20 protein-coding genes are annotated in these 21,135 nt (G+C 46.3%); 19 read left to right on the forward strand and 1 reads right to left on the reverse strand.

Going from position 1 to position 21,135, the window contains the following annotated elements; all coding sequences use genetic code 11:
• Positions 1-34: 34 nt before the first annotated feature.
• The 15 genes from GWR56_RS01140 (at position 35) to ilvA (ending at position 16,756) form a co-directional block, all read left to right on the forward strand.
• Complete coding sequence (locus GWR56_RS01140; protein WP_370463807.1) at positions 35-1,132, forward strand: NAD(P)H-quinone oxidoreductase; 1,098 nt, start codon at positions 35-37, stop codon at positions 1,130-1,132.
• Between the two features lie 205 nt (positions 1,133-1,337).
• Positions 1,338-2,843, forward strand: a complete 1,506-nt coding sequence (atpD, locus tag GWR56_RS01145; RefSeq protein ID WP_162429364.1) for a F0F1 ATP synthase subunit beta — start codon at positions 1,338-1,340, stop codon at positions 2,841-2,843.
• A 145-nt stretch (positions 2,844-2,988) separates the two neighbouring features.
• On the forward strand, positions 2,989-3,243 hold the full coding sequence (gene atpC / locus GWR56_RS01150; protein WP_162429365.1) for an ATP synthase F1 subunit epsilon: 255 nt from the start codon (positions 2,989-2,991) through the stop codon (positions 3,241-3,243).
• A gap of 363 nt (positions 3,244-3,606) precedes the next feature.
• Entirely contained in the window at positions 3,607-5,316 is a 1,710-nt protein-coding gene (gene ilvD / locus GWR56_RS01155) for a dihydroxy-acid dehydratase (protein ID WP_162429366.1), read from the forward strand.
• A gap of 97 nt (positions 5,317-5,413) precedes the next feature.
• On the forward strand, positions 5,414-7,168 hold the full coding sequence (ilvB, locus tag GWR56_RS01160; RefSeq protein WP_162429367.1) for a biosynthetic-type acetolactate synthase large subunit: 1,755 nt from the start codon (positions 5,414-5,416) through the stop codon (positions 7,166-7,168).
• Between the two features lie 19 nt (positions 7,169-7,187).
• Positions 7,188-7,793: an acetolactate synthase small subunit gene (gene ilvN / locus GWR56_RS01165; RefSeq protein WP_162429368.1), complete on the forward strand. Its 606-nt coding sequence runs from the start codon at positions 7,188-7,190 to the stop codon at positions 7,791-7,793.
• Positions 7,794-7,903: 110 nt separating this feature from the next.
• Positions 7,904-8,962 (forward strand): ketol-acid reductoisomerase, encoded by a 1,059-nt coding sequence (ilvC, locus tag GWR56_RS01170; RefSeq protein WP_162429369.1) that lies wholly within the window; start codon positions 7,904-7,906, stop codon positions 8,960-8,962.
• Positions 8,963-9,049: 87 nt separating this feature from the next.
• Positions 9,050-10,468: a 3-isopropylmalate dehydratase large subunit gene (gene leuC, locus GWR56_RS01175; protein WP_162429370.1), complete on the forward strand. Its 1,419-nt coding sequence runs from the start codon at positions 9,050-9,052 to the stop codon at positions 10,466-10,468.
• Positions 10,468-10,806 carry an antibiotic biosynthesis monooxygenase gene (locus tag GWR56_RS01180; protein ID WP_162429371.1) on the forward strand — a complete coding sequence of 113 codons (339 nt, stop codon included), beginning with the start codon at positions 10,468-10,470 and terminating at the stop codon, positions 10,804-10,806. The genes leuC and GWR56_RS01180 overlap by 1 nt, the downstream gene beginning before the upstream one ends.
• Before the next feature lies 1 nt (position 10,807).
• Entirely contained in the window at positions 10,808-11,398 is a 591-nt protein-coding gene (gene leuD, locus GWR56_RS01185; RefSeq protein WP_162429372.1) for a 3-isopropylmalate dehydratase small subunit, read from the forward strand.
• A 56-nt stretch (positions 11,399-11,454) separates the two neighbouring features.
• Positions 11,455-12,249, forward strand: a complete 795-nt coding sequence (locus GWR56_RS01190) for a methyltransferase domain-containing protein (RefSeq protein WP_162429373.1) — start codon at positions 11,455-11,457, stop codon at positions 12,247-12,249.
• 37 nt (positions 12,250-12,286) lie between these two features.
• Complete coding sequence (gene leuB, locus GWR56_RS01195; RefSeq protein WP_162429374.1) at positions 12,287-13,363, forward strand: 3-isopropylmalate dehydrogenase; 1,077 nt, start codon at positions 12,287-12,289, stop codon at positions 13,361-13,363.
• An 81-nt stretch (positions 13,364-13,444) separates the two neighbouring features.
• Entirely contained in the window at positions 13,445-14,203 is a 759-nt protein-coding gene (locus GWR56_RS01200; RefSeq protein WP_162429375.1) for a class I SAM-dependent methyltransferase, read from the forward strand.
• Between the two features lie 132 nt (positions 14,204-14,335).
• Positions 14,336-15,502, forward strand: a complete 1,167-nt coding sequence (locus tag GWR56_RS01205; protein WP_162429376.1) for a 2-isopropylmalate synthase — start codon at positions 14,336-14,338, stop codon at positions 15,500-15,502.
• A gap of 3 nt (positions 15,503-15,505) precedes the next feature.
• Positions 15,506-16,756, forward strand: coding sequence for a threonine ammonia-lyase IlvA (gene ilvA, locus GWR56_RS01210; RefSeq protein WP_162429377.1), 1,251 nt, complete (start codon positions 15,506-15,508; stop codon positions 16,754-16,756).
• A 335-nt stretch (positions 16,757-17,091) separates the two neighbouring features.
• On the opposite strand, the gene GWR56_RS01215 is transcribed toward ilvA, so the two are convergent.
• The gene (locus GWR56_RS01215) at positions 17,092-18,576 is read right to left on the reverse strand and encodes an NAD(P)/FAD-dependent oxidoreductase (RefSeq protein WP_202925358.1); all 1,485 of its coding nucleotides are present in this window, start codon (positions 18,574-18,576) and stop codon (positions 17,092-17,094) included.
• Between the two features lie 130 nt (positions 18,577-18,706).
• Between GWR56_RS01215 and GWR56_RS01220 the strand changes: the two genes are divergently transcribed.
• Genes GWR56_RS01220 through GWR56_RS01235 form a run of 4 tightly spaced genes read left to right on the forward strand, consistent with a single transcriptional unit; the run spans position 18,707 to position 21,046 of the window.
• The gene (locus tag GWR56_RS01220) at positions 18,707-19,540 is read left to right on the forward strand and encodes a phytoene/squalene synthase family protein (protein WP_162429378.1); all 834 of its coding nucleotides are present in this window, start codon (positions 18,707-18,709) and stop codon (positions 19,538-19,540) included.
• Positions 19,541-19,562: 22 nt separating this feature from the next.
• Positions 19,563-20,126 carry a hypothetical protein gene (locus GWR56_RS01225; protein WP_162429379.1) on the forward strand — a complete coding sequence of 188 codons (564 nt, stop codon included), beginning with the start codon at positions 19,563-19,565 and terminating at the stop codon, positions 20,124-20,126.
• Positions 20,127-20,807 carry a lycopene cyclase domain-containing protein gene (locus GWR56_RS01230; protein WP_162429380.1) on the forward strand — a complete coding sequence of 227 codons (681 nt, stop codon included), beginning with the start codon at positions 20,127-20,129 and terminating at the stop codon, positions 20,805-20,807. It abuts the gene before it with no gap.
• Positions 20,807-21,046: a cytochrome b5 domain-containing protein gene (locus GWR56_RS01235; RefSeq protein ID WP_162429381.1), complete on the forward strand. Its 240-nt coding sequence runs from the start codon at positions 20,807-20,809 to the stop codon at positions 21,044-21,046. Before GWR56_RS01230 ends, GWR56_RS01235 begins: the two co-directional genes overlap by 1 nt.
• Positions 21,047-21,135: the final 89 nt, after the last annotated feature.

Here is a 21,135-nt window from a genome sequence, read left to right on the forward strand (position 1 = left end):
GCAACAGAAGATTACTGCCCCCTTGACCTTTTCTATGTTGCAACGCATCGAAGCCGCGTCGACCAACAAAGATCTAAGCGGGATGATTAAAGGGGGTAACATCTCAAACATATCACGTATAAAGGCTATTATTGTTTATATGAAAGCCATTATTATCAGCGAGCCTGGCGGCCCCGAAGTTTTAGAATTATCCGACAGGCCCGTTCCTGCCTGTAACGCTAACGAAGTGTTGGTTAAAGTGATGGCCGCAGGCATTAACCGGCCCGATGTGGCGCAGCGAAAAGGCAATTATCCCCCACCCGCCGGTGCGCCGCCTGATATTCCCGGCCTTGAAATTGCCGGTATTGTTGCCGAGGTTGGCAATGATGTAACCCGCTGGCAGGTTGGCGACAAAGTTTGCGCATTGGTAATTGGGGGCGGCTACGCCGAGTACTGCACTGCCCCCGAAGAGCAATGCCTCCCTGTGCCCGGTAACCTGTCGTTTGCCGAAGCAGCATCCTTACCCGAAACATTCTTCACCGTTTGGAGCAACGTGTTCGACCGTGGCCACCTGCAGCCCGGCGAAAGCCTGCTGGTACATGGCGGCAGCAGCGGCATCGGCGTGGCGGCCATACAAATGGCAACCGCGCTGGGCAGTACTGTGTATGTTACGGCAGGCAGCGATGAAAAATGCAGGTTTTGCGAAGAGCTTGGCGCCGCGAAGGCCATAAACTATAATCATCAGGATTTCAGCAATACGATAGACCAGCTCACCGGCGGCAATGGCGTAAATGTGATATTGGATATGATAGGCGGTGATTATACTGCTCCAAACATTAAAAGCCTTGCCCCCGAAGGTCGGCTTGTACTCATCAATACCATGAAGGGCAAAAATGCAGAAATTAACCTGTCGGCCGTAATGCGCAAGCGCATCAATATAACGGGTTCAACGCTACGGGCGCGGGATGTTGAGTTTAAAAGCGCCATTGCCCAAAACCTGGAAAAACACATTTGGCCGTTGCTGGCATCGGCCAAAATAAAACCTGTTATATACAAAACTTTCGCTGCTGATGAAGCAGCAGCAGCGCACCGGTTGATGGAAAGCAGCGCACATATGGGTAAAATTGTTTTAGAGTTTGACCTCAGAAGTTAGCAGTTTGCATAGGATAGTTAGCAGTGATCTTTTTAAAAACATTAAAATTAAGCCTGGTTTAAGGCGTTAAAATCTTTCGGATAAAAAGTTGATATAAGTGTTTAAATATTTGGCAATAAAGCTTAACTTTGCGCCTCTGAAATAGTACCGCCTTGTATACAAGGTATCTGTTTCATTTTAAATTCTTTAAAACACCAGGTTATATATGCCAAACATTGGAAAAATATCACGGATCATTGGTCCGGTAGTTGACGTAAGTTTCGCTGATGATGCACATCTTCCAAAGATCTATGATGCGCTTGAGATCACAAAAGACAACGGACAAAAAATCATTTTAGAAGTTCAGCAACATTTAGGTGAAGACCGTGTGCGCGCCATCGCCATGGACTCGACCGACGGTTTGCTGCGCGGCATGAAGGTTTTAGATACCGAGGCTGCTATAAAAATGCCGGTTGGTGAATCAATAAAAGGCCGTGTATTTAACGTAGTTGGCGATGCCATCGATGGTATCCCAGACCTGGATAAATCTGCCGGTCGCCCTATCCACGCAACCCCTCCGCGTTTTGAAGACCTATCTACCGAAACCGAAGCGTTGTTTACAGGTATCAAGGTAATCGACCTTTTAGAACCTTATGTAAAAGGTGGTAAAATTGGTTTGTTTGGCGGTGCCGGTGTTGGTAAAACAGTATTAATTCAGGAACTGATCAATAACATCGCGAAAGCATATGCAGGTTTATCTGTATTTGCAGGTGTAGGCGAGCGTACCCGTGAAGGTAACGACTTACTGCGCGAGATGCTTGAATCGGGCATTATAAAATATGGCGATGCGTTTATGCATTCGATGGAAGCAGGCGGCTGGGATCTGACAAAGATCGATACCGAGGCTTTAAAAGAATCAAAAGCGACATTCGTTTTCGGACAGATGAACGAGCCCCCGGGCGCACGTGCACGTGTGGCGCTTTCGGGCTTAACCCTTGCAGAGTATTTCCGCGATGGTGACGAAGAAGGTAAAGGCCGTGATATATTATTCTTTATTGATAACATCTTCCGCTTTACACAAGCAGGTTCTGAGGTATCGGCGTTATTAGGCCGTATGCCATCGGCGGTAGGTTACCAGCCAACACTGGCTACCGAGATGGGTACCATGCAAGAGCGTATCACTTCAACAAAACGTGGTTCAATTACATCTGTACAGGCCGTATACGTACCTGCGGATGACTTGACTGACCCTGCACCGGCAACAACATTTGCCCACTTAGATGCTACAACCGTACTTTCACGTAAAATTGCCGAGCTTGGTATTTACCCGGCTGTGGATCCGTTGGATTCTACCTCGCGTATCCTTAGCGCAGCTATCTTAGGCGAAGAGCACTACAGAACAGCTCAGCGCGTTAAAGAAATTTTACAGCGTTACAAAGAGTTGCAGGATATCATCGCCATCTTAGGTATGGACGAGCTATCTGAAGAAGATAAATTAGTTGTATCGCGCGCGCGCCGTGTTCAGCGTTTCCTTTCTCAGCCGTTCTTTGTTGCTGAGCAGTTCACCGGTTTAAAAGGTGTATTGGTTGACATCAAAGATACCATCAAAGGATTTAACATGATCATGGATGGCGAAGTTGATGAATATCCCGAAGCAGCATTTAACCTTGTGGGCAGCATTGAAGATGCTATTGAAAAAGGTAAAAAACTGTTAGCAGAAGCTAATAACTAAGATTTGAGATTATAGATATGAGATTTGAGACGAAGGTTTTAAATCTCATATCTTCTTCTAAATATATTAAGAAACGGATATAAGTTCGGGGGATCGCAAGGCAAATGTCTCACATCTCAAATCTCATATCTCATATCTAAAACAGATGACATTAGAAATTCTTACTCCTGATAAAAAAGTTTACGAAGGCGAGGCTACCTCGGTTACCTTACCCGGTACGTTAGGATTTTTAGAGATCTTAAACAATCACGCCCCTATCATTTCTACCTTAAACGATGGTAAACTTACCATCCGCGGTACTGCCGGTGCTAAGGAAGAAGTATTTTTTATCCAGGGCGGTGTAGTTGAGGCCTTAAACAATAAGGTTACCGTATTAGCCGAAGGTATTATTCAGAAATAGAACTTTTTATACTGATAAATGAAAAGTCCGGTCAGTAATGGCCGGACTTTTTTTGTATAAGTTTTTTTGTCATATCCCCCATTTCACGCCGAATTTTGATCTTTTACTATGCATGCATAAAAAACATACCGAATACCGTTTTAAACTTTGGTATAAATTAATAAAAATATTATTTTATATTTATATAATTTTTTAAATTATTATATCGCATTATTTAAATTAATAAAATTATATACTTTTTTAAAAAAATATTTTGCGCTATTGCTATTCTTTATTGCTATATCTAACTTACAAATACACAATACAACTTACATGGCGCATGCAATTTTTTGCAGGCGTAATGCTTAAAAAACGCTATTAAAAATGAGTTCATCGTCAGATACTACAAACGCTGTAGAGATAAATAAATACAGTAAAACCTTCACGCAGGACGAAACCCAGCCTGCGGCCAAGGCAATGCTTTACGGCATTGGCCTTACCGATGATGACATGCAAAAAGCACAGGTAGGCATAGCCAGCATGGGTTACGATGGCAATACCTGCAACATGCACCTGAACGACCTGGCCAAGCTGGTTAAACAGGGCATCTGGGACGAAGATATGGTAGGCCTGATATTTCATACCATAGGTGTAAGCGATGGCATGAGCAATGGCACCGAGGGCATGCGCTATTCGCTGATGAGCCGCGATATAATTGCTGATTCTATTGAGGCGGTTACCGGCGCGCAATATTATGATGGTTTGATTACCCTGCCTGGCTGCGATAAAAATATGCCCGGCTCTATCATGGCTATGGGCCGTTTAAACCGCCCGTCGATCATGGTATATGGGGGGACCATAAAACCCGGCCACTGGAAAGGCGAAGACCTTAACATTGTATCGGCATTTGAGGCTTTAGGTAAAAAAATAGCCGGCCAGATAACCCCCGAAGATTTTGAAGGCGTTATAAAAAACGCCTGCCCAAGCGCCGGGGCTTGCGGAGGCATTTATACGGCGAACACCATGGCAGCAGCTATCGAGGCATTGGGCATGAGCTTGCCTTACTCGTCATCAAACCCTGCGTTAAGCGAGGATAAGAAAGCGGAATGCTTAGCTGCCGGTAAAGCAATAAAAATACTATTAGAGAAAGACATCAAACCATCGGATATCATGACCCGCGAGGCTTTCGAGAACGCCATCGTGGTGATAATGGTATTAGGCGGAAGCACAAACGCGGTGCTGCACCTGATAGCAATGGCCAAAAGTGTTGGCGTAAAGGTTACCCAGGACGATTTCCAGACCGTAAGCAACCGCATCCCCGTACTGGCCGATATGAAGCCAAGCGGTAAATACATGATGGAGGATCTGCATAACATTGGCGGCGTACCTGCTGTAATGAAGTACTGCCTGGCGCAGGGCTGGCTTAATGGCAGTTGCTTAACTGTAACAGGCAAAACTATTGCCGAAAACCTTGCAGACGTTCCTGAACTTGATTTTGAAAGTCAGAAAATAATATTCCCGGCAGAGAACCCTATCAAGGCAACCGGGCACTTACAGATATTATACGGAAACCTTGCCGAAGGCGGCAGCGTTGCCAAAATTACCGGTAAAGAGGGCACCAGCTTTGAAGGCCCTGCACGCGTGTTTGATGGCGAATTTGAGCTGATACACGGCATACAAAGCGGTCTTGTAAAAAAAGGCGATGTGGTGGTTATCCGCAACGTTGGCCCAAAAGGCGCGCCGGGTATGCCCGAAATGCTAAAACCAACTTCTGCCATATTTGGCGCGGGCCTTGGCAGTTCGGTAGCATTAATTACCGATGGCCGTTTTAGCGGTGGTACGCATGGCTTTGTGGTAGGCCACATAACGCCCGAAGCCTACGACGGCGGGGGCATTGCCTTTGTAAAGGATAACGACAGGATATTTATTGATGCGATTAACCGCACTATTAATGTATTGATAAGCGAAGAAGAGTTTGCAGCCCGTAGAGCCGCATGGAAACAGCCGGCTTTAAAGGTAAGCAAAGGGCTTTTATACCGCTACGCAAAAACCGTGAGCAACGCTGCCGAAGGCTGCGTAACCGATGAAATGTAGCCATCTAACCCCCTTAAGGGGGAACAAAGGGACTAAAATATATAACATAGAAATCAATCAAAAACTCTCCGTTAGCTAACGGAGGCTGGGGGTTATAATGGAAACACAAACAATCGCACAGGAAGTAAGTGAAAAAACAGCGGAGCCTGCAAAATCACCAACGACAGAAGTTTCAGGGTCGGAAGCGTTATTAGAAGCGCTGATTGTGGAAGGTGTGGATACCATTTTTGGTTACCCCGGCGGCGCTATCATGCCTATTTATGATGCTTTATATCATTATAACGATAAGCTGAACCACATACTGGTACGCCACGAGCAGGGCGCTACCCATGCCGGTCAGGGATACGCACGTACATCGGGTAAGGTAGGTGTTGTTTTTGCCACAAGCGGCCCCGGTGCCACCAATTTGGTAACCGGCTTAGCCGATGCACAGATTGACAGCACACCGTTGGTTTGTATCACCGGCCAGGTTTTCGCGAGCCTTTTAGGTACCGATGCCTTCCAGGAGACAGACGTGATCAATATAACCACGCCGGTTACCAAATGGAACTACCAGGTAACTGATGCTACCGAGATCCCCGAAGTTATTGCCAAAGCCTTTTATATTGCCAAAAGCGGCAGGCCCGGCCCGGTATTGATAGATATAACCAAGAACGCCCAGATACAAAAATTTGATTTTGCAGGCTACGAGAAATGCGAGCACATCCGCAGCTATAGGCCAAAACCTATTGTTCGCCCACAGTATATTAAGGAAGCTGCGGGGCTTATCAATTCGGCTAAGAAGCCATTTGTTCTATGGGGTCAGGGCGTAATATTAGGCAGCGCCGAGCAGGAGTTTAAAGCTTTTGTTGAGAAGAGCGGCATCCCGTCGGCCTGGACAGTTTTGGGCGCGGGCGCTATTCCAACAGATCACCCGCTCAACGTGGGTATGCTGGGCATGCATGGCAACTACGGGCCAAACGTTTTAACAAACGAATGTGATGTATTAATAGCCATAGGTATGCGTTTTGACGATCGCGTAACCGGCCGCCTGGATAAATACGCCAAACAGGCAAAGGTTATCCACCTGGATATCGACCCTGCCGAGATAGACAAAAACGTAAAAAGCACCGTACCTGTTTGGGGCGATTGTAAAGAGACTTTACCTATGCTTACCGCATTGGTGGATAAAAAAGAACATACCGAATGGCATAACAAGTTTAAAGACTACACCCGCCAGGAGGTTGAACAGGTGATACACCAGGAACTTAACCCTACAACGGCCGAAATGACTATGGGCGAAGTTATCAAGCAACTGAACGAAATAACCAAAGGCGAAGCAGTTATTGTAACTGATGTTGGCCAACACCAGATGGTGGCCTGCCGTTACGCGCAGTTCAACCAAACCCGCAGCAATGTTACCAGCGGTGGTTTAGGCACAATGGGCTTTGCCCTGCCTGCTGCCATTGGCGCAAAGTTTGGCGCACAAAACCGTACCGTGGTTGCCGTAATTGGCGATGGCGGTTTCCAGATGACCTGCCAGGAACTGGGTACTATTATGCAAAGCGGGATAGACGTAAAGATTGTCATTCTGAACAACCGTTTCCTGGGCATGGTTCGCCAGTGGCAGGAACTGTTCAATGCCCGCCGCTATTCGTTCGTAGATATAGAAAGCCCTGATTTTGTGGCTTTGGCTGCGGCATACCGCATCCCGGGGAAAAGGATAGACGACCGTAAGGACCTGCCATCGGCATTGAATGAAATGCTGAATAACCCAGGCTCGTTCCTTTTAGAAGTTATGGTTACCAAAGAGAACAATGTATTCCCGATGGTACCGCAAGGTTGCAGTGTTGCCGAGATAAGGCTTAAATAAATCCCCTAAAAGCAAAAACATGGATAATCAGGAAATACATAAGCAGGAATACAACATAACGGTTTATACCGAAAACCAGATTGGTTTGCTAAACCGCATCGCTATTATTTTTACCCGCCGGAAGATCAATATCGACAGCCTGAATACCTCCCCGTCGGAGATCGAGAGCATTCACCGCTTTAACATCGTGATAAACGAGTCGGAAGATGTGGTGCGCAAGCTGACCCGCCAGATAGAAAAACAGGTGGAAGTACTGAAAGTATATTACCATACCAACGATGATGTTATTTGGCAGGAACTGGCTTTATACAAAATGTCAACAGATGTTATTGCCGAAAAGGTGAGTGTAGAGCGCCTGCTGCGCGAAAATGGAGCGCGTGCGGTGGTCATCCGTAAGGATTATACGGTATTTGAAACAACCGGGCATCGCGAAGAAACTGATAACCTGATCAAGATATTGCAGCCCTACGGATTGATAGAATTTGTACGCAGCGCCCGGGTGGCTATCATCAAAAACAGTAAAGGGTTTAACAGTAAGCTGCGCGAGTTTGAAAGACTGGAACCGGGTGAAGATGTTATCGAAAACGAATATTTAAACAAAGGGCAAAAAGTGTTTACGATGTAAACCCCTTAACATCCTGAAAGGGAACAAAAAGTAAATCATAAATAAAATATACAAGCAAAATCGGTGTATCAACCAAAAAGCACTGGTGTAATCACAAAAAGTAAAAAACAATGGCAAAACTAAATTTCGGCGGTACCGAGGAAAACGTAGTAACCCGCGAAGAGTTCCCCTTATCAAAAGCTCAGGACGTATTGAAGGATGAGACTGTTGCAGTAATCGGCTACGGTGTTCAGGGTCCGGGCCAGGCGCTTAATCAAAAAGACAATGGCATTAACGTGATCGTAGGTCAGCGTAAAAATTCAAAATCGTGGGATAAAGCCGTAAGTGATGGCTTTGTACCGGGCGAAACGCTTTTTGAAATTGAAGAGGCTCTTGAAAGAGGAACCATTATTTGCTATTTATTGAGCGATGCTGCGCAAATAGCTTTATGGCCAACTGTTAAAAAACACCTTACCCCGGGCAAAGCCCTATACTTCTCTCACGGCTTCGGTATCACTTTTAAAGAACAAACCGGTATCATACCTCCGGCCGATGTGGATGTGTTTTTGGTTGCCCCCAAAGGCTCAGGCACTTCATTACGCCGTATGTTTTTACAGGGTCGTGGCTTAAATTCAAGCTTCGCCATCTTCCAGGATGCTACCGGTAAGGCTAAAGACCGTGTTATAGCTTTAGGTATTGCTGTGGGTAGTGGTTACCTTTTTGAAACCGACTTTAAAAAAGAAGTTTACAGCGACTTAACGGGCGAACGTGGAACGCTAATGGGCTGTATCCAGGGTGTTTTTGCCGCGCAATATGATGTATTACGCAGTAAAGGCCACTCGCCATCTGAGGCCTTCAATGAAACAGTTGAAGAACTTACCCAGTCGTTAATGCCACTTGTTGCTGAAAATGGTATGGACTGGATGTACGCCAATTGCTCTACCACAGCGCAACGTGGTGCGCTTGATTGGTGGAAAAAATTCCGTGACGCTACTAAACCCGTGTTTGAAGAACTTTACGAAAGTGTTGCAACCGGTAAAGAATCGCAAAAATCTATTGACAGCAACAGTAAAACTGACTACCGCGAAAAATTAGACGCGGAATTGAAAGAATTACGCGACAGCGAAATGTGGCAGGCAGGCAAAACTGTGCGCAGCTTACGCCCCGAAAACCAGGCTGTAGAAGCGTAACTAAGTTTAAGGTTAAAAGTGTAAAGTGAAGCACAAACTTCCTCTTTACACTTTTAACTTTCCACTTTAGACTTTATACTTAAAAAAATGGGACAAACATTATTCGACAAAATTTGGGACGCGCACGTCGTCAGTAGCAACGAGGGTTTCCCCGATATTTTGTACATCGACACACATTTCATCCACGAAGTAACCAGTCCGCAGGCATTTGATGGTTTGCGCGCAAGAGGGCTACCGGTTTTCAGGCCAAAACAAACCGTTGCCACGGCCGACCACAATGTCCCTACGTGGGACCAGCACCTCCCCATTAAAGAAGAACTTTCCCGATACCAGGTTGATATGCTCACCAAAAACTGCGCGGAGTTCGGCATCGAACTTTACGGTTTAGGGCATCCCTTCCAGGGTATTGTCCACGTTATAGGCCCCGAGTTGGGCATCACCCGCCCCGGGGGCACTTATGTTTGCGGCGACAGCCACACCTCTACTCACGGCGCTTTTGGTGCTATCGCCTTTGGCATAGGCACCTCGCAGGTTGAGCAGGTAATGGCTACTCAATGTTTACTGCAACAGCGCCCAAAACGCATGAAGATAGAAGTGAATGGTACTTTACAAAAAGGCGTTGGTGCAAAGGATATCATCCTGTACATTATTTCCCAGATCTCGGCCGCGGGCGGTACCGGTTATGCTGTTGAGTACGCCGGCGATACCATTCGCGGGTTAAGCATGGAGGGCCGCATGACCATCTGCAACATGAGCATCGAAATGGGTGCCCGCTGCGGATTGATCGCTCCTGACGAAACCACCATTAACTACGTAAAAGGCCGCGAATTTGCTCCTAAGGGCGAAGAATGGGATAAGGCAGTAGCTTACTGGCAAACTCTTTATTCTGATGAAGACGCACAGTTCGACAGTGTATTAAGCTTCAGGGCCGAAGATATTGAGCCGATGATAACCTACGGAACAAATCCGGGTATGGGCATTGGCGTTACACAGCACGTTCCGGAAACTGCTTCGTTTGAGCAAAAGGAACAGGGATCATACAAAAAAGCCCTGGATTACATGGGCCTGCACGATGACGAGCAGCTTTTAGGCAAACCTATCGATTATGTTTTTATTGGCAGCTGTACCAATAGCCGCATTGAAGACCTGCGCGAGGTTGCCCAATTTGTAAAAGGCAAACACAAGGCCGATAATGTTACCGTTTGGGTAGTGCCCGGCTCCAAACAAGTGCAGGAACAAGCCATCCGCGAAGGTTTAGATAAGATCTTTGAAGCAGCAGGTTTCCCGTTGCGCGAACCCGGGTGCAGCGCATGCCTGGGCATGAACGAAGATAAGATCCCGGCAGGTAAGTATTGTGTGTCCACCTCAAACAGGAACTTTGAAGGCAGGCAGGGACCAAACTCTCGTACCTTCCTGGCCAGCCCGTTAACCGCGGCAGCCAGCGCAATTACAGGGAGGGTTACAGATATAAGAGAATTTTTAAAAGAAGGGGAATTGGTAAGCTAATGGTATTGGAAGTAGCCATATTGAATGTAATACCCGGTCAGGAGGACGCTTTTTTAAAGGCGTTTTACCAGGCGCAGTCTATTATATCCGGCATGGCGGGCTACTTGTCGCATCAGTTAAAAAGATGCACAGAGGACAGCAGCAAATTTATTCTGCTGATGCAATGGGAAAAACTTACCGACCATACAGAAGGCTTCCGGAGATCAATCGGATACCAGGAATGGAAAAAATTATTACACCACTTTTACAGCCCCTTCCCAACTGTTGAACATTACGAGGATATTGAGGGATTGAGCGGCAAATCTCAAACCTCTTATTTAACATCTCACATAAATTAAGATGCCAACTAAAATTTTTAAACACATACAAACCAGCGTGGTGCCGTTGCCTATCGAGAATATCGATACCGACCAGATCATCCCCGCTCGTTTTTTAAAGGCCACCACCCGCGAGGGATTTGGTAACAACCTGTTCCGCGACTGGCGTTTTGATAACGAGGGCAACCCAAAACAGGATTTTGTGCTAAACAACCCTACTTACAGTGGTAAGATATTGGTTGCGGGCAAAAACTTTGGCTGCGGCAGCAGCCGCGAGCATGCGGCCTGGGCCATTGCCGATTATGGTTTTGATGCCGTAGTAAGCAGCTTTTTCGCGGATATTTTTAAGGGCAACGCGCTTAACAACGGCCTGCTGCCGGTACAGGTAAGCGACGATTTCCTGAAGAAACTTTTTGAGGTGATAGAAGCAGACCCGCATGCGGAAGTGGAGATAGACCTGGTAGACCAGTTCATCAAAATTGTAAAAACCGGTGAACAGGAAAGCTTTGAGGTTAACCCTTATAAAAAAGCCTGCATGACCAACGGTTACGATGATATCGACTATATCCTGAGCAAAAAGGAATTGGTTGAGGAATTTGAGGCTGCGCGGTGAAGTTGTTGGCTAAAGTCACAAACCATGCACCAATGAACAATTGAACCAGTGAACTAATGAACCAAAAAGAGATAAAACGGGAAGGTAAAGGCACCGCAAAGTTATTTGACGAGCGCAGCCTTGAAGCCGATTATGCCACACTGCCTCCTCTGCTTAAGCAAGGATGGCGCGTGCTGGATATCGGCTGCGGGACCGGGGCTATCTCTAAGGGCATCGCTCAAAAAGTTGGTTCAACCGGGCATGTAACCGGCATAGATAACACGGCGTACTTTATTGAAAGTGGTAGAGAAACCTATGCCGATGTTAAAAACCTGGAATTGATACATGGCGATCTGTTCACCTACGAACCGACAGAAAAGTTCGACCTGATAGTGGCCGCGAGGGTACTGCAATGGCTGAACAACCCGCAGGAAGCGGTGGCAAAACTGAAAAGCATGCTAAAGCCGGGCGGCATACTATCTGTACTGGATTATAACCACGAAGCTTTAGAATGGCAACCCGAACCACCGGCAAGTATGCGCCAGTTTTACGCTACCTTTTTAAGATGGCGCGGCGATGCTGGCATGAATAATCACATTGCGGAAGACCTTCCCGGTTATTTTACCGAAGCCGGCTTAAGCGATGTGGAGGTATTGGAGGCGAACGAGGTTTATAAAAAAGGCGCACCAAACTTTATCCCGAAAATAGGGATCTGGTCGTCAGTAGCTAAATCAACCCAAATGGTTGAGGAAGGTTACATAACCGATGACGACCGTTTAAAGGCCATCGAAGACTATGATAATTGGATAACAAGCGACGCGCAACTGATGGTGATGAAACTAAAAGAAGTACGCGGAATAAATAAAATATAAACAATAAAATAAATCCCCTTTTAGGGGGTATGGGGGCATGGCAGTTAAAAAACACATATTAGTAATACCCGGTGATGGCATCGGCCCTGAGGTTACCACCTGGGGCAAAGCCGTATTAGAAAAAATTGGCGCCGATTTTGGCCACGAATTTACGTTCGACGAGGCCCTGATGGGGCACGCCGGTATCGAAGCCACAGGTAGTCCATTGCCAGACGAAACGCTTGAAAAAGCGAAGGCAAGCGATGCCATTCTATTTGGCGCCATCGGCCATATCAAATATGATAACGACCCTTCTGCTAAGGTACGCCCGGAGCAGGGTTTGTTAAAGATCCGTAAGGAACTGGGTTTGTATGCCAATCTGCGCCCTATCATGCTATTTGATGAGTTGCTGGATGCATCAAGCTTAAAGCCGGAGATATTGAAGGGTACAGATATCCTATTCTTCCGTGAGCTGACAGGCGATGTTTACTTCGGCGAGAAGAAACGCAGCGAAGATCGCAACACCGCGTCCGACCTGATGATCTATCACCGTTACGAGGTAGAGCGCATCGCTACCAAAGCATTTGAGGCCGCCCGTGTACGCGGCAAAAGGCTTTGCTCGGTAGATAAGGCCAACGTACTGGAAGCCTCACGCCTGTGGCGCGAGGTGGTACAGGAACTGGCAAAACAATACCCGGATGTTGAAACCGAGCACATGTTTATTGATAACGCCGCCATGCAGCTGGTTAAAAACCCTAAAAAGTTTGATGTGGTGTTAACCGCCAACCTTTTTGGTGATATCCTTACCGACGAAGCTTCGCAGATAGCAGGCTCTATGGGGATGCTGGCATCGGCCTCAATAGGCGATGGCACCGGCTTTTTCGAGCCTATCCACGGTTCGGCACACGATATTGCCGGGCAGGACAAAGCTAACCCGCTGGCCTCTATTTTATCAGTAGCGCTGATGCTCGAGATCAGCTTCGGTTTAAAAGAAGAAGCTAAAAAGATAACCGACGCTATAGATAAAACATTAAAACAAGGGTACCGCACCGGCGATATAGCCGATGCCAACACCGACAAAAGCAAAATATTAGGCTGTAAAGCTATAGGGCAAAAAGTATTGGAATACTTGTAAATGTGCAGGTATGCGAATATACAGATGTGCAAATTAGAATATCCTATATGAACAAATGAACCATTTAACAAATGACCTAACATGAAATGGAACGCTGAACTATATGACCAGAAGCATGCATTTGTTTACCAATTTGGTGAAAATGTGCTGGAAACATTGGATGCTAAACAAGGCGAGCACATCCTGGATATTGGCTGCGGTACCGGCTATTTAACCCAGCAGATCCAAAATGCCGGGGCTATTGTAAAGGGGACGGATTATTCGCCTGAGATGATATCGCAGGCCAAAGCAACCTACCCCGATGTGGAGTTTGAAGTTGCCGACGCAAGCAAATTTGACGAGCCGGGTAAGTATGACGCCGTGTTCTCAAACGCTGTTTTACACTGGATAAAAAACCAGGACGGTATGATGGACAGCGTTTATAAAAGCCTTAAACCCGGCGGTCGTTTTGTTGCCGAAATGGGCGGCAAAGGCAATGTAGGCAAACTGATAGCAGCAACCAAACAGGTGCTGGAGCAACGCGGGTACCACAAACAGGCAAAAACCCAGGTATGGTATTTTCCATCAATAGGCGAATACGCTACAAGGTTAGAGAAACACGGTTTTAGGGTTACTTACGCAGCCCATTTCGACCGTAAAACCCCGTTGCAGGATGGCGACCAGGGCGTAGCTAAATGGATAACAATGTTTGCGCCGTTGTACCTGGTGGGTGTGCCTGCTGAGGAAAAACAGGAAATGCTAAAGGAAGTGACAGCATTACTGGAGCCCCACTACAACGAGAACGGGCAATGGTATGCTGATTATAAAAGATTAAGATTTATAGCAATAAAAGAGTCGTGATGATACAGGCGTACACCTTGTGTTTACCTGAAAAAACTCGAATAAATTAAAGGAAATTAAAGAAAAATTAAGCATTAACCGATGGAGGCTAAGAGTTTCGAATCTCATAACTAACATCTCAAATTTAAGAATATGTTACACGATCCAAACCGCGTTTATGTTTTCGATACCACGCTTCGCGATGGCGAACAGGTACCGGGCTGCCAACTGACAACCCCCGAAAAAATTGAGATAGCCCACGAACTGGAGGCTCTGGGTGTGGATATTATAGAAGCGGGTTTCCCTGTTTCGAGTCCGGGGGATTTTATGAGCGTTGTTGAGATATCAAAGGCTGTAAAAGAGCCTGTAGTTTGCGCGCTTACCCGCGCCAACAAAACCGATATTGATGTAGCGGTAGAATCATTAAAATATGCTAAACGCCCAAGGATCCATACGGGTATCGGTTCATCCGACCAGCATATCCAGCACAAATTTAACAGCACCCGGAAAGAGATCCTGCAACGTGCCGTAGATGCGGTAAGCTATGCTAAAAAATCTGTAGAAGATATTGAGTTCTACGCTGAGGATGCCGGCCGGGCCGATGTTGCCTTTTTAGCACAGATGATAGAAGCGGTTATTGCTGCAGGTGCCACCGTGGTGAACATTCCGGATACTAATGGCTATTGCCTGCCCGACCAATATGGCAGCAAGATCAAATACCTTAAGGAAAATGTTAAGAATATCGACCAGGCCATTATTTCGGTACACTGCCATAACGACCTGGGCCTGGCAACAGCCAACTCTATAGCCGGTTTACAGAACGGCGCCCGCCAGGTAGAAGGCACCATCAATGGCATTGGCGAACGCGCGGGTAATACCTCTATCGAAGAGGTAGTGATGATCCTCAAAACACACTCAGCGCTTGGCTTGCATACCAATGTAAACAGCCGCAATTTTTATGAAATAAGCCGCATGATCAGCAGCCAGATGCGGATGCCTGTACAGCCAAACAAGGCTATTGTTGGCAGCAATGCGTTCGCGCACAGCAGCGGTATCCACCAGGATGGCTTTTTAAAGAATCGCGAAAACTATGAAATTATCCGACCCGAAGACGTTGGCTTCCCGAGCGCGAGTATTGTTTTAACCGCACGCAGCGGCCGACACGCACTTAAATTCCACCTGGAAAGATTAGGGCACAAGTTGGATAAAGACGAGCTGTATGATGCCTACAAACGCTTTTTAACGCTTGCCGATTCAAAGCTGGATATAAATGATGATGACCTGCAGGGCCTGATGGCGTACAGGCTGGTAAAGAACTAAGTAATGGATACAGCAACGCAAGTGCATTTGGATTTTGACGCGGCCTACCAACGGCTCAAAGATGTGGTGAAACATACGCCCCTGGAGTACAACGAACGCCTGTCGGCAAAATACGAATGCGATATTTATTTAAAACGCGAAGATCTGCAGATAGTACGCTCTTATAAATTAAGGGGCGCGTATAACCTGGTAGCGCAGCTAAGCGATGAACAACTGGCAAAAGGCGTAGTTTGCGCCAGCGCGGGCAATCACGCGCAGGGCGTGGCCTATTCATGCAAAAAAAAAGACATCAAAGGTGTTATTTTTATGCCCGAGATTACCCCGAAACAAAAAGTTAAGCAAACAGAGATGTTCGGCAACGGCAATGTAGAACTGGTTTTAACCGGCGATACTTTTGACGACTGCCTGCGGGAAGCCTTAATTTATACAAAGGAACACGATATGGTTTTCATCCCGCCTTTTGATGATTACCGGACCATTGAGGGCCAGGGTACTGTGGGTGTAGAAGTACTACAGGACCTGCCAGCCTTTGATGTGGCCATAATGCCTGTTGGCGGTGGCGGCCTGGCCGCGGGCATGGGAACCTATCTTAAGCAACAACTGCCCAATATCACCCTGATAGGCGCAGAACCTGAAGGCGCACCTTCTATGCGTACTTCTATAGAAAATGGGGAAAACACTGCCCTGGGAGACATTGACCGGTTTGTTGACGGCGCCGCCGTAAAACGTGTGGGCGATAAAACGTTTGCCATTTGCCGCGAGATATTGGATGAGATGCTTACCGTGCCCGAGGGTAAGGTTTGTACTACCATCCTAAGGTTATACAATGAGGATGCCATTGTGGTTGAGCCCGCGGGCGCTTTATCGGTAACCGCGCTTGATGCTGTTAAAGAGCAGATAAAAGGTAAAAAAGTGGTTTGCGTTATCAGCGGAGGTAACAACGATATCGACCGCATGCAGGAGATCAAAGAGAAATCTTTATTGTATGAAGGACTGAAACATTATTTCATTGTCCGTTTCCCGCAACGACCCGGCGCATTAAAACTATTTGTAAACAATGTGCTCGCTCCGGGCGATGACATCACCCGTTTTGAGTTCATCAAGAAAAACTCTAAAGAGAACGGCCCGGCATTGGTTGGCATCGAGCTTAAAAACGCCGAGGACTATCCTGCCCTGTTACAGCGTATGGAAGAACACCGTTTTGAGGTAATAGAACTAAACCGCGACCAAACTTTGTTTGAGTATTTGGTGTAAGGATAATAGAGCTATGAAAACAAGAAGCGCCGGGTTAGCCCGGCGTTCTTGTTTTCATTTCGTATCGCAATCGTCGGCTCCTGCCGAGTGAGGACTTTTAAGCGGCCCCCCCGGCCTTAGTGTATGCTGTTCGGTCAGAGACCTTATAATACAGGTCACTCGGCTGGAGCCGAGCGACTGCTTAATTACTTACTTATCGCAATCGCTCGGCTCCTGCCGAGTGATGACTTTTAGGCGGCCTCCGGCCGTAGTGTGTGATGTTCGGCCAGAGACCTTATAATAACAGGCCACTCGGCTGGAGCCGGGCGACTGCTTTGATATGAACCAAAACCTGCTCATAATTTTTCCATAATTTTCATCGCCTCTATCGCCGCTATCTGCCCTGATATCAATGCGGGAGGCACTCCCGGCCCCGGCACGGTTAGCTGGCCGGTATAAAACATATTTTTAACATGTTTTGCGCGCATGCTGGGTTTAAAAAAAGCCGTTTGGGCAAGGGTGTTGGCCAACCCATAGGCATTGCCTTTAAAAGAATGATAGTCGGCTTTGAAATCCTTTAATGCATAACTGCGTTTTACCACTATCGCATCGCGTATGGTTTGACCGGTGATATGCTCAAATCTATCCAACATTATATCAAAGTATTTCTCGCGGGTAGCGTCGTCATCAGTCAGGTCGGGGGCAATCGGCATTAAAAAGAAAAGATTCTCTCCTTCATTCGGTGCAGCCTCGGGGTCTGTTTTCGACGTGCAGCATACATAAAACAGCGGCTTTGTAGGCCATTGCGGGTTTTTATAGATCTCCCGGGCATGCAGTTCAAAATCTTCGTCAAAAAACAGGCTGTGGTGTTGTATGCCCGCTACCTTTTTATTGGTGCCGATATAAAACAGCAAACTCGATGGTGACATAGTGCGACTAGCCCAGTACTTTTCAGTATAGTTCCTATCGGGATTATCTAAAAGATACTGATCGGTATGCTGATAATCCGCACCCGCGATTACAAAGCCACTGGTATAGCTACCATTATTGGTTTCAACAGCTTTTGCTTTTCCATCAGCCACCTCAATTTTTGTCACTTCGGTGTTTAGTTTGATATCTACACCATAGCTTTCAGCAACGGCTACCATAGCTTTAACAATCTCGTTCATCCCACCCATGGGGTACCAGGTGCCCAGGGCGAGGTCGGCGTGGTTCATCATGCTGTACATGGCGGGGGTATCCTGCGGGGTCGCGCCCAAAAACAGCACGGGAAACTCCAGTAGCTTTATCAGTTTTGGGTTTTTAAAATATTGGCGCACATGGCTGCTCATGCTGGTAAGCAATTGCATGCTCATGCTTTTACGGATCAGGTTAAAGTCGATAAACTCTGTAATGGAATGCGAAGGGCGGAAAACATACTCGCCCATACCCACCTTATATTTATAGGCGGCCTGTTCTAAAAATTTGCGCAATCCGGCGCTGCTGCCGGGCTCTATCGCATCGAAAAGTCTTTCCAGCTCGCCCATGTTGGCAGGTACATCCAGTACATCGTCCTTACCATAATAAACACGGTAACCGGGGTCGAGCCGCTTAAGCTCATAAAAATCTGATGGTTTTTTACCGAACAAGGCAAAAAAGTTTTCGAACACATCGGGCATCCAGTACCAGCTGGGGCCCATATCAAACTTAAAGCCGTCTTTTTCCCATACGCGTGCGCGGCCGCCGGGCTGGTCGTTCTTTTCCAATATGGTTACACGGTAACCCTCTTTTGCCAGCACACAGGCCGAAGCCAGCCCCGCAAAACCTGCCCCGATAACAATAACTCGTTTGTTGATATCCATCGGTACCAAATTAAGCAAAAAAGCCTCACCCCAACCCTCTCCTTCGGAGAGGGAGTGAAAAAAAGTCTTCCCTATCGGGAGATTTAGAGGGGGCTGAAACAATACAGCATTCATTTTGTACATTTGATTGATGAACCTGTTCGATAAAACGTGTTTTGAATGCAGTAAGCTAATTACCACCAAATACAGTACTTCGTTTAGTACAGGCATTAAGGCTTTCGATAAACGGCTCAGGTACCCGATTTACGCTATTTACGGTTTTGTACGCTATGCGGATGAAATTGTGGATACTTTTTACGGGCACGACCAGCGCAGCCTGATAGATGAGTTTAAGGAGGAAACCTTTAAAGCTATTGACCGCGGTATCAGCACCAATCCCGTGTTACAGTCGTTTCAGCAGGTGGTTAACCATTATCATATCGAAAAAGAATTGATAGAAGCTTTTTTAACCTCCATGAAAATGGACCTTGATAAAACTGCGTATGACGAGGACGGTTATAAAAAATACATTTATGGCTCGGCCGAGGTTATAGGATTAATGTGCCTGCGCGTTTTTTGTGAAAACGATGCAGAGCTGTACAGTAAACTGGTGCCTAAAGCACAAAGTTTAGGCTCGGCGTTTCAAAAAATAAACTTTTTAAGGGATATTAAGTCAGACTATGAAGACCGCGGACGTACCTATTTCCCAGAAGTGGATTTTACAAATTTTACCGAAGCAGATAAAAAAGTGATAGAAACCGACATAAAAAGAGATTTTGACGATGCATTTGAGGGCATAAAGCTTTTGCCTAAAGGCAGCAGGCTGGGCGTATACGTGGCTTATATATATTACCTGCAGCTTTTTAAAAAAATAAAGGCAACCGCCGCTCTAACTGTTATGCAGAAGCGGATAAGGGTTTCTGATACGCAAAAACTCGGCTTGTACTTTAAGGCCAGGCTGCACCAAAAACTAAATATAATTTAGGCTTTACTTCGCCGATCGTCCAATGCTTTTAAGATCAAAATATATATTATTTACCGCGATACTACTGTTGTTTTCGCCGCTTTACAAAAGTAATGGCGCCCCCACGCACCCCGACGAGCATAGCCCGCAGGTAATACGTAAGCTACTGGTTAACGCTATCAATAACGGAAAGGTAACCGATTCGCTGTATCGTAAATTAACGGCAATTAAAAACCCTACAGCGCTTATTAACGGATACATAGGCACTTTACAGGCTTTAAAAGCAAAGCATACCTGGAACCCTTATTATAAACTGAAATATCTGAGCGATGCCGAAAAAACGTTTGCCAAAGCTGTATTCGGCGATCCGCATAATATCGAGATACGTTTTATGCGGTTTTCGGTAGAGCATAATGTACCCGGATTTTTGGGCTATACTAAAAACCTGGTGGCCGACAGGGAGGAGATCATCAAACAGTTAGACCGGAAACATTCTTCCCCGGCAGATGAAACACTCGTTAAAACCATCGTCACCTTTCTGCTCGATTCAAAAAGATGCTCCCCTGCCGAGCAAATCAAACTATCACAGCATTTAGCTTCCCTGTAAATGAAATACACCTATCTTATCATCAATGCGCTTACTGTATTTTTTCCGGTGGTGCTGTCGTTTGATAAGCGGGTGGCTTTCGCCAAAAACTGGAAATTTATATGGCCCGGGATGGGAATAACTGGTTTGCTGTTTTTGTTTTGGGATGTGCTATTCACCATTCACGGCGTTTGGTCGTTTAACGATGAATATATTGTCGGCATAAAATTGCTGGGCCTGCCGCTGGAAGAAATCCTATTTTTTTTAACGGTGCCCTTTGCCTGTATTTTTATTTACGCCTGTTTAAATTACTATGTTAAATGGCAGCCAAGCCCGGTTTTGGCAAGGGTAATATCTAATTTACTTATCGGTATGGCTGTAGCTTTATTGGTTGCTAACTATACCCGGTTATACACAGCAATAACCTTTGGCCTGCTTGCAGTATTGCTTGCACTGTTATTATATCTTTTTAAAGTTGATTGGCTAAACAGGTTTTACGTAGCATTCGCCGTATCGCTTATCCCCTTCTATATTGTTAACGGCTTACTAACGGCCATACCGGTTGTGCTTTATAACAATGCACAAAATATGGGCGTAAGGGTAGGCACCATCCCGTTTGAGGACCATTTTTACAGTATGGCCTTATTGCTGATGAATGTAGGTTCTTTTGAATATTTTAAGAACCGTAAAACCCTTGCCTAATGACGCCGGACCTGCCTGAATATACCAAATTTCAACTGGCGCTGCGTAACGGGCAGGATAAGCCCCAGATATGGGTAGCTTACAGAGGTATTATCTACGATGTGACCGAGAGCCGCCTTTGGCGAAATGGTAAGCATTACGAGCATTGGGCCGGCCAGGACCTGACCGATGAACTGCCGGATGCGCCGCATACCGAAACCGTTTTTGAAAAGTTTACAGCTGTGGGGAAGCTGTCGTAATCCTCAAACGTGGCGTCATTGCGAGCGTAGCGTGGCAATCTTCGACATGCAAATACGCCAACTTTTCTATCGAAGATTGCTTCGTACCT

This window comes from Mucilaginibacter sp. 14171R-50 (assembly GCF_010093045.1).
GTDB lineage: Bacteria > Bacteroidota > Bacteroidia > Sphingobacteriales > Sphingobacteriaceae > Mucilaginibacter.